The sequence below is a fragment of the Dokdonella sp. genome (assembly GCF_049593775.1).
GTDB lineage: Bacteria > Pseudomonadota > Gammaproteobacteria > Xanthomonadales > Rhodanobacteraceae > Dokdonella.
The window spans coordinates 1-9,175 of the sequence record NZ_JBAWHJ010000168.1; the positions used below are offsets into that span (position 1 = coordinate 1).

The window sequence follows — 9,175 nt, forward strand, 5'->3', positions numbered from 1 at the left end:
GGCTGAGGTCATCAACAATCAATATTTCGAAGAATGGCCGCGCTCGTGTACGCGCCTCGCGCGTCTCGACGATCTCTTCCTCTTCGTTGAGATCCCGATCGGTGTCGCTGAAGTAGTCGCCAAGACGGCGGCGGTAGGTTCCACTCTGCAGCGCGCGGACCATGCGAGTGACCGCCCTGGAAAAGTCGGCGTGGTCCTGACGGGCCATCATCCGCAGCAGTTGCTCCAGTCCACGACGTCCTGGAAATGCCCAATAGGCTTCTATCGGACCAAGCGACCTCAGCAGAGTCTGGATTTTCTCCGTCAGCTTGACCCGTTTGGCCTCGTTTGTAGCGCTCGCCAACTGGACCGCGAGGCTCTTCAATGCGGTCCAGCGATCATTGCGCAATTGCGATGCCGAGTAGTAGTCACTCAATGCCGATGTCATTCCCGCGGGCTTGAACGGAGCCTTGCCCGCGACGGGCGCTGCACCTGCCCCGGTTGCGGTACTGCGGGACTCTTTCTGTCGTCCGCCAGCTGTGGTCTCGCTGGATTCATTCTTGTTCAAGGCTTGCTCCTGGTCTCGGGTTCTGGTCGGTTTGCGCTACCCGGCTTCTCGTTCCGTCCTCAGCTTGTTCGTGCAACAGCAGGCGCTGTTGGCAGCGCATCTGCAGGAGCCGCGATACCGATGCCGACTTGTCCGCCCTGGTGCGGGATGGATAGCGGCCCCAGTGTGTGCAGGTAGCTGTCCAGACCGGAGCCGCGCTGGTAAACCGCGAAATCGATCTCTCGATCACGGAAACTCTTCAGCGGCTGTCCAAGCCCGTTCACGCCCGCTTCGCGCTGTCGCCGAACACGACCGAGATCCACTTCGAGCGGCAGCGTCTCGCTTGAGCCGCCTGCCTGGGCCAACACCGTGCCGCTGGGATCGACAACGCAGGAACGACCGATTCCGCCAGCATCCAGCCCATTGATGTCGAACACGTAGCATTGGAACTGCGCGGCGGTTGCTCGGGCGATGGCCAGTTCCACGTCACGATCAATCGTTCCCGTGAGTACCGGATGCAGCAGAACCTCCGCACCCATTGCGGTCAATGTTCTCGTTGTTTCCGGCAGCCACATGTCATAGCAGATGGACAAGCCGAAGCGTCCGACGTTGGGCACGTCAAATACGCAAAACTCCTGGCCAGCCGTCACATCCTGCTCGTAGGGGCGAAACGGAAACATCTTGCGGTAACGCTTGACGACGGCTCCCGCCGGGTTGATTACCGACGCAGTGTTGTACAACTTTCCGTCTGCACCGCGCTCAAAGACCGAACCCGGAATCAGCCAGATTCCATAACGGGCCGCAGCCGCCTGCAAGGCTTCTTCATCCGGCCCCGGCAAGGAGACTGGTGCATTCGGAACCGGGCCACATTGGGCCAATTCACTGAACACGACCATCTGTGTCCACGGAAAGCGCGCCATGACAACGTCAAGGCGATGAAGCATGGCTGCGAGATTGCTGGAAAGGGCCGGCACATGCATCTGCACGCCGGCAATCGCAAAGGGAATGGTCATGAGTGAATTTGTTCCGTAGTGTCTCCACATGGCGCTATTGCCAGGTGGGTGCCGGTGACCGGCAGTAGGTTTTCAGCGCTGCTTCCATCCGATCGGGGCACTGTATTGCCGAGTATGATCCGATTCAGCGAGCAGCCGACTTCAAGCGAGGGAAATCTGTTTCCCTCGAGTGAGTTCTGCCTTGAAGATTTCCGCCATCGCGGTTTTCCGACAGCAACAGGAATGCTGTCATTGCGCTTGCGAGACACGCAATCGGCCGGGGCACGGTACGCGTGGAGAACCACCGACTGCATTCTCGCCAGCTGCAACGCATGCTGTGTTGATGAGACATCGATCAGGTCGTTTCGGCATGTTGTCCCAAAATGCAGGACAAGCTCGTCCGGATGATCTTTTACCCACCTTGATGCAGGCCCCACGCGAATCGACATTTCCGCACAACGACCCTCATCCTGATGGATGGCGTCGAATGGCGTTACGGTTTCGTCGAGCGTTTCGGGCATGCACTCCTCATCGTCTGGTACGGGAACTCAACGGTTTTCGTAGCCAGACTGTCAAACAGGGGGGATGCCGCGCATAGGTCCCGAGTCAGTGCCCGGAAGCGGGAAGCAGTCCGATCAGGTTCGATCCGGCTGCGATTTCTGCGGCATACAAGGAAGGCTGCGGAGCAATCACCAGGCTGTCGACAGGACAGTTCACGCAACCAGCAGGAAACAGTGAAGTCCTGACAATAAGGCACTGATCTTTAAAAAGATTTCGCCATCAACTTCCACCCTCAGGGTAGCAGATCGGAGCACTCTGGTCCAATCCATGGCTGTCCAGCGTAATCACGCATACGCAAATACCGCGGCGAGTACGCTCCCGGCATCGCGGCGCTCCCGGCATTCGAGTGGACCCGAACGTCGCCCGTATCCGGGCCTGGATAGCGTGCAATCGGGGTTGTCGTCCACCTGAATCAAGGGCGAGGTCCGCTAGCCAGCGCAGAGCGTGGCGATTTCCTCATATGCCGACAGTCCACTCCCGGCTTTGCAGCCCGGGCAATCGGGATCCCTGACCAGTGACAGCTCCCTGAAACTCGCGTTCAGGGCATCAAAACAGAGCAATCTGCCAACAAGCGGGCGCCCCTGCCCAATAATCAACTTGATCGCCTCGCTGCATTGAAGCAGCCCGATGATGCCGGGAAGCACGCCGAGTACACCGGCCTCGCTGCAGTTTGGTGCTTCTTCGGCGGAAGGCGGCTCAGGGAAAAGGCAGCGATAGCATGGCGACGATTCCTTGCGCGGATCGAAGACGCTGACCTGGCCGGTGAATCGATGGACAGCACCGTAGATCAGCGGGATTCCCAGATTCCTTGATGCAGCGTCAAGCAGGTAGCGCGTCGGGAAGTTGTCAGCGCCATCGATGATCAGGTCATGGCCCGAGAGCAAGGCTTCCACGTTGCCAGCTACAAGTCTCTGCTCATGCGTGAAGATCCGAACTGATGGATTGAGCGCGGCCAGGGTGAGACTCGCCGAGGCGGTTTTTGGCATGCCAATGCGTGCCTCCGTGTGAATCACCTGTCGCTGCAGATTGGATCGCTCGACGCGATCGTCGTCGATCAAGGTCAGGTTACCCACGCCGGCAGCAGCCAGATACAGTGCGGCCGGAGACCCCAGCCCTCCTGCACCGACCAGGGCGACCCTTGCGGATGCCAGCTTCAGTTGCCCGCTGACGCCGACCTCGGGCAACAGGAGATGCCGCGAATAGCGTTCAGCGGAATCCGCGTCCATTGATCCCGCGTTGGTTGGCAGACCTTCTGCGCACCAGCGGGAAAATCCCCCGCGAACGGAGAACACCCTGGAATAGCCAAGCTCGAGCAACTGGTTGCGCGCCAACAACGATCGTTGGCCCGTTGCACAGATCGCAAGCAACTCGGCAGACTGCGTGATCGCCAACTGGGCGACCCTGGCCTCCAGCGATGCCCTCGATATTCCGATTGCCCGTTCCGGCATGCCCGAAGCGCGCTCATCATCGTCACGCACGTCAAGAAGCGTCGCACCAGCGCGCATGCGCCGCAACGCATCGGCCGGATCAATTTCGATCGTGTCTGGCGATTCTGCTGGGGGCGTTTCGCTACTCATCGGAGATCAGGCCAGTTCTGGAAGACGCATGATCCGCACCAACGAACCCGCATCCAGCTCGCGCACGGCCTCGGGCACGCATATCAATGAATTCGCCTCCATGATTCCGCGTTGCATCGCCGAGCCTTGTCGTGTCACCGGATCAACCCAGAGTGTACCGTCGTCTCGCACCTCGCAGCATGCGCGCAGGAACTCCGCGCGCTCATGCCGCTTGGTGATGACGCTGGCCAGATGCGCCCGCGGAAGCTCCGCCAGCGCAGGCTCGGCGCCCTGGAGCGCGCGCAGCGCAGGCTGCACCATGCAGAGAAACGTCGCGATCGTCGATACCGGATTGCCTGGCAGGCAAAATATCAGGGCCGAGCCGATTTCCCCGAACAGGAATGGCATGCCCGGACGCATGCGGACCTTCCAGAAATGGATGCGTCCCAGTTCCGCCACAAGAATCGGCAGCCAGTCAGCTTCACCTGCTGAAACCCCGCCCGAGGTGATGATCACGTTCACCGATTCGGCCAGCTCACTGAGAGCGCTTCTGATCTGATCCGGATCGTCAGGAAGGTGCAGGAAGGAAGCCGGTGATGACCGGGCAACAGGCAAATGCGCCTGCAGCCCGCTTGCCCGCAGCAATGCGGCAAGGCTGAATCCATTGCTGTTGTAGATCGTTGCCGGCCCCGTCTGGTCGCCTGGCATGATCAACTCGTTCCCGGTCGTGATGATGCTGACCCTGGGCCGCCTGAAAACCTCCAGGGTATCGTTGCCCAATGTTGCCAGCCCGCCAATCCGCGTCGAAGTGACCTGTTGTCCCTTGCTCAGGACGAGATCGCCGGCAGCGAAATCTTCGCCTGCCCTGCGCACGTTCGAGCCTGCCAGCTCGCCGGCGGCAATGACCACCGCTTCACTTTCGACGCGCACACGTTCCTTGATCACTACGGTGTCGGCCCCAGTGGGCAGTGGCGCACCAGTGGTAATGCGCAGGCACTCTCCCCGCTCGATCGTCGATGCCTGGGCATCGCCTGCGAACCGGGTCCCGGCAATGCGCAGCCGACACTCGCCGGACAGCGGAAGGTCGGCACTGTTCAGCGCGAATCCATCCATCGCGGAGTTATCAAAAGGCGGCAGATTTCGCGACGCGCGGAGATCGGCCGCCAATATTCGTCCCTGCGCATTCTCCAGGCCCACGTGTTCGGACAGTTGCCTGCGAGCAACACAGACGCGGAGGATTTTCTGCTGCGCATCCTCAAGCGAAATGGGCCGAAAATCAGCGATGGCTGCCATCAAGTCGTTCCTCGTAGGCCGCGAACTCTTCGGCACGGTTGAGATTGATCCAGCCCGACGCCGGAGGTGCCGTTTCGATCTCCAGTATGCCGATTGAATCCTGCCAGCGGCTCGCTCCTTCACCTCGCGCCAGGCCTTCGGTACAGGACGCAATGCGCTCGACGGCGTACAAGGCAAACAAAGGTTGCCTCCGTTGCCCATCGTGGGCCACCACGGCCGCAGCGTCTTGCCGGGTGGCCACCAGAAGCAACTCCTCCAGCAGAGCAGGCGGCGGACCGGCACAGTCGACAGGCACGGTATAAAGCCAGGGAGTTCGACAGGCGGCCAATGCTGCGCAGATGCCGGCCAGTGGACCCGCATGGCCTGGGCCGGCGTCGGAAACGGTTTCAGCGAACTGCAAGTAGAACGGAATGTTCCGGTTGGCCACAATCAGGATCGGCCCGCTCGACTGCGATCTGATTGCTTCGGTCACCCAATCGATCAGGGGCCGATCCTTGAGCAGGCACAGCCCCTTGTCCTGTCCGTCCATGCGACTGCCGGCGCCACCCGCCAGTACAGCCGTAGTGACACTATCGGAATCCGGGAGCTTGCCTGACATCGTGGTCGCTGCGCGTGCCTGCGCGTCTTCAGTGCTTGCCGCGCTTGGAATTGCGAATCATGCGCTGACGCTGTTTCTGTTGTCCTTCACTCAGGACGTTCTTCTTGCCTGCAAACGGGTTGTCCCCTTCGCGAAAATCAATGCGAATCGGAGTGCCATCCAGCTTGTAGCGCTTGCGAAAGAAGTTCTCCAGATAGCGTCGATATGACTCTGCCAGATGCTTCGTGCGCGAGCCGTGGATGACGATGGTTGGCGGGTTGGTCCCGCCCGGATGCGCGTAGCGAAGTTTCGGCGAGTGCCCCTTGACCAGTGGCGGCTGGTAAGCCGCATAGGCTGCTTCCAGGGCACGCGTAAGATCCGAAGCCGTCAGCTTCTTGTTTGCCGCCACGTGGACCCTGTTGACCAGCTTCATGAGCTCGCCAATACCGGTTCCATGCAATGCGGAAATCGTAACCTGGGGAGCCCAGGCGACAAAAACCAGCTTGCGCTGCAACGATGATTTGCACTGCTCCCGGTCGTAGGTCTTCAGCCCGTCCCATTTGTTGACGGCAATGACCAGTGCACGACCCGCTTCGAGCGCATGCCCGATCAATCCGGCGTCCTGGTCGGTCACGCCTTCATTGGCATCAATCAACATGACCACGACGTTCGCCGCATCGATGGACTGCAGGGTCTTGATGACACTGAACTTCTCGACGGCATCATCGATGCGCGAGCGTCGACGCACGCCGGCCGTATCAATGAGCGTGTATTTGCGGCCATCGCGTTCCAGGGGAATGCGAATGGAGTCACGTGTGGTGCCGGCGACCGCCGAGACAATGACTCTGTCCTCGCCCAGCAATCGGTTGACCAGGGTCGACTTGCCCACGTTGGGCCGTCCAACGATGGCTACGCGCACGCCGCCCTCGTCGTCACCACTGATCGGCTCGACTTCCCGCTCTGGCAGCAAGGCCTGGATCGCCGTCAGCAGTTTCAAGGTGCCGTGATTCTGCGCTGCCGCCAGCGGATGCGGCGTGGCTATCCCGAGTCGGGCGAAATCGGCCAAAGCGACCGTCTCGTCCAGTCCGTCAATCTTGTTGACAGCGAGCAGCATGGGCTTGGATGTTCGCCGCAACCGTTCGAGAATGGCCTGGTCGGTGGGTAGCAGGCCATCGCGCGCGTCAACGACAAAGATGACAACGTCGGCTTCGGCAATGGCCAGTTCGACCTGATGCGCTGTCAACCCGGCGAGCCCTTCCTCGCTGTCCGCTAGGCCGCCGGTATCCACGAGAACGAAATGGCGCTCGCCAATTCGGCAGAAGCCATAGTGACGATCACGCGTGACTCCGGGCATGTCGGCCACAAGAGCATCGCGCGAGCGCGTAAGAACATTGAACAGGGTCGACTTGCCGACGTTCGGGCGTCCGACCAGGGCGACGACAGGAAGCATCGCGGGCGCTCCGTTTCAGGGGCAGCGATCAACCTGGCCACTGGCCAACTCGACAACGCTGCTATCAACCCCGACCGCGCGTGCACATTCTCGCACGCAGCGGACAGGGACAGTAACTATTGGGTGCGGTAGGCGACGATATTGCCGGAAACGTCTTCAATGTAAACAACGTCACCATCGACTACCGGAGCACTTTCAATCGGGTTCTTGCCAAGCTTCTGACGAGCCGCGAACGAACCATCGGCAAGATTGAGCCAGTGCACGTAGCCTTCCAGGTCACCGACAATTGCGTAGTTGCCAACAATGGCGGGCGGGCTCAGCCAGCGATGCAGCAATGCGTCCTGCTTCCACAGGTTGGAGCCTGTCTGGCGATCGAATCCCCAGACATTGCCCTCGGCATCACTGACAACGACCGCATTCTCGGCCACTGACAGGCCGGCGAAACTCGAAAGTTCGCGGCTCCAGCCCGGGCGCCCGCTGGCAGCGTCGAGCGCAGCGATCTGCCCGCTGTAGGCGGTTGCAAAAAGCTGGTTCTGATCAAGCACGATCGGGCCATCGGAATCGGCCAGGCGCTCGACTTCCGTGCGTCCTTCTCCGGTTGAAAGGACCTGCGACCAGGCGGGTGCTCCATCCGATTGCCGGACTGCCACGACGCGACCGCTGTCATAGCCATCGTAGACCAGTCCATTGCCGATGACCGGCGATGCATTTCCGCGCAGACTCAAGACCGGCACGGCCTGCTCATAAACCCACAAGCGCGTTCCGTTCGCTGGATCCAGTCCGAAAAGACGGCCATCCTGCGAGCGCACGGCAACAAGGCCCTCGGTGATTGTCGGTGCACAGATAATTTCCGAGCTCAACTGAACCTGCCAAAGCTCGCTGCCATTCTGTGTCGAGTAGCCACGGACCTGGCCATTCAATGCTCCAACGACAAGCAAGTCGCCTCGCGCCGCCGGACCACCGGCCCACTCCATGTTCTTGACATTTGTCGACCACAGCTTGCGTCCGCTTGCGGCATCGAGCGCGGCAATTTCACCGCTGACGCTGGCAACGTAGAGGCGACCTGCATCGAGTGCCGGGTTCATGTGCGCGCCGGACTTGCCGGCACCCTTGCTTACGGATGTTGACCACAGTTTCTGCGTGCTGACGGTAGGCGCAATTTCGACCAGTGGCGTCGGCGGCACGACGTTGTCCTTCTTGCCACCGATGCTCTTGATCCAGTTGCAGCCACCAAGACCCAATGACAGTATGACTACGGCCAGTAGCGCTCGCTTCATGATTTCTGCTTCTCCGCCGCTGCGGGCAAGTCATTCAACTTCATTTCGACAAAGTTGCGATTCGGCGATTGCGGATCGAGGTGCGACAGAGCATCGCCGTAGGCGGCTCGCGCGTCTTCCACGCGGCCAAGGCTGGCGAGTGTATCGCCCCGTAGCTCGCTGGCCAGGGCCGAGAACTCACCCTTGGCCACGCCGTCGAGTTGCCCCAGTGCCAATTCTGCATTGCCCCTGGCGAGGCTGATGCGCGCCTTGCGCAGTGCCACCAGAGATTTCAGGGTTGGCTCCGACGCAGCCTGCGCGGCCCAGTCGAGCTCTGCTTCAGCCTTGTCGAGATTGCCCTCGCTTGCGGCAACTTCTGCAAGGCGCAGGGCCGCAAAAACGGCATAGGAGCTCTTTGCGAAATCAGTACGCAATGCTTCGGCTCGTTGCGCAGCTTCTTCGGTACGGCTGGCATCCAGAGCACTGGTAAATGCGGCGAATTGCATGGCCGCTTCGCCATTGGTACGCGCCGTGCGCGCCTGCCATTGCTGATAGCCGAAAATGAGCAGTAGGCCAATGCCGATACCGATCGCTATGGACAAGGCATTTGCGCGCAACCACTTGCGCACCAATTCACCTTGTTCGTGCTCGTCAAGAACTTCAAAAGCCATACGCATCACCAGATAAGGCGCCGCAGAACAGGAAATGCCGGTAACCGGCAGGGGGCAGCGCGAGGGGCGCTAGGGTAACAGGAAATCACGCCATTCCCGTAAAAAAAACACGGTTATGGCAAGCGATTCAGGAGTCGACGCGTGTGGTCAGGCCACCTTCGCCAAACACCTTGAGATGGGCAACATTGGCGCGCCTGAATGGTGCCAGATCGATCGGCTTGCCATCTGCGATGATCTCCACACCCTGGGCGTTGCCAATGCGCACGGACATCGCTCCCGAATTCGAGTAGTGG

General features: G+C 60.4%; 10 protein-coding genes. All 10 read right to left on the reverse strand.

What is annotated here, in order from left to right:
* Positions 1–547, reverse strand: a 547-nt coding sequence (locus WBP53_RS05840; protein WP_423926870.1) for a hypothetical protein, incomplete at its 3' end; no start/stop codon positions are given.
* A 59-nt stretch (positions 548–606) separates the two neighbouring features.
* Complete coding sequence (locus WBP53_RS05845) at positions 607–1,539, reverse strand: carbon-nitrogen hydrolase family protein (RefSeq protein WP_423926872.1); 933 nt, start codon at positions 1,537–1,539, stop codon at positions 607–609.
* Positions 1,536–2,039, reverse strand: coding sequence for a hypothetical protein (locus tag WBP53_RS05850; RefSeq protein WP_423926874.1), 504 nt, complete (start codon positions 2,037–2,039; stop codon positions 1,536–1,538). The genes WBP53_RS05845 and WBP53_RS05850 overlap by 4 nt, the downstream gene beginning before the upstream one ends.
* 468 nt (positions 2,040–2,507) lie before the next feature.
* Positions 2,508–3,656 carry a molybdopterin-synthase adenylyltransferase MoeB gene (gene moeB / locus WBP53_RS05855; protein ID WP_423926876.1) on the reverse strand — a complete coding sequence of 383 codons (1,149 nt, stop codon included), beginning with the start codon at positions 3,654–3,656 and terminating at the stop codon, positions 2,508–2,510.
* 6 nt (positions 3,657–3,662) lie between these two features.
* Positions 3,663–4,928, reverse strand: a complete 1,266-nt coding sequence (gene glp / locus WBP53_RS05860; RefSeq protein ID WP_423926878.1) for a gephyrin-like molybdotransferase Glp — start codon at positions 4,926–4,928, stop codon at positions 3,663–3,665.
* Positions 4,912–5,526 carry an NTP transferase domain-containing protein gene (locus WBP53_RS05865; protein WP_423926880.1) on the reverse strand — a complete coding sequence of 205 codons (615 nt, stop codon included), beginning with the start codon at positions 5,524–5,526 and terminating at the stop codon, positions 4,912–4,914. The genes glp and WBP53_RS05865 overlap by 17 nt, the downstream gene beginning before the upstream one ends.
* Positions 5,527–5,554: 28 nt before the next feature.
* Positions 5,555–6,955 carry a ribosome biogenesis GTPase Der gene (gene der / locus WBP53_RS05870; RefSeq protein WP_423926882.1) on the reverse strand — a complete coding sequence of 467 codons (1,401 nt, stop codon included), beginning with the start codon at positions 6,953–6,955 and terminating at the stop codon, positions 5,555–5,557.
* 116 nt (positions 6,956–7,071) lie between these two features.
* Positions 7,072–8,232 (reverse strand): outer membrane protein assembly factor BamB, encoded by a 1,161-nt coding sequence (bamB, locus tag WBP53_RS05875; protein ID WP_423926884.1) that lies wholly within the window; start codon positions 8,230–8,232, stop codon positions 7,072–7,074.
* Entirely contained in the window at positions 8,229–8,882 is a 654-nt protein-coding gene (locus tag WBP53_RS05880; protein WP_423926886.1) for a YfgM family protein, read from the reverse strand. Before WBP53_RS05880 ends, bamB begins: the two co-directional genes overlap by 4 nt.
* A gap of 127 nt (positions 8,883–9,009) precedes the next feature.
* The coding region (locus WBP53_RS05885; protein ID WP_423926888.1) for a RodZ domain-containing protein at positions 9,010–9,175 on the reverse strand (166 nt) is incomplete at its 5' end.

Coding starts and splice junctions, on each gene's coding strand:
- bamB (WP_423926884.1), bottom strand. CDS start 8,232: ATGAAGCGAGCGCTACTGGCCGTAGTCATACTGTCATTGGGTCTTGGT.
- WBP53_RS05845 (WP_423926872.1), bottom strand. CDS start 1,539: ATGACCATTCCCTTTGCGATTGCCGGCGTGCAGATGCATGTGCCGGCC.
- der (WP_423926882.1), bottom strand. CDS start 6,955: ATGCTTCCTGTCGTCGCCCTGGTCGGACGCCCGAACGTCGGCAAGTCG.
- glp (WP_423926878.1), bottom strand. CDS start 4,928: ATGGCAGCCATCGCTGATTTTCGGCCCATTTCGCTTGAGGATGCGCAG.
- WBP53_RS05850 (WP_423926874.1), bottom strand. CDS start 2,039: ATGCCCGAAACGCTCGACGAAACCGTAACGCCATTCGACGCCATCCAT.
- WBP53_RS05865 (WP_423926880.1), bottom strand. CDS start 5,526: ATGTCAGGCAAGCTCCCGGATTCCGATAGTGTCACTACGGCTGTACTG.
- moeB (WP_423926876.1), bottom strand. CDS start 3,656: ATGAGTAGCGAAACGCCCCCAGCAGAATCGCCAGACACGATCGAAATT.
- WBP53_RS05880 (WP_423926886.1), bottom strand. CDS start 8,882: ATGGCTTTTGAAGTTCTTGACGAGCACGAACAAGGTGAATTGGTGCGC.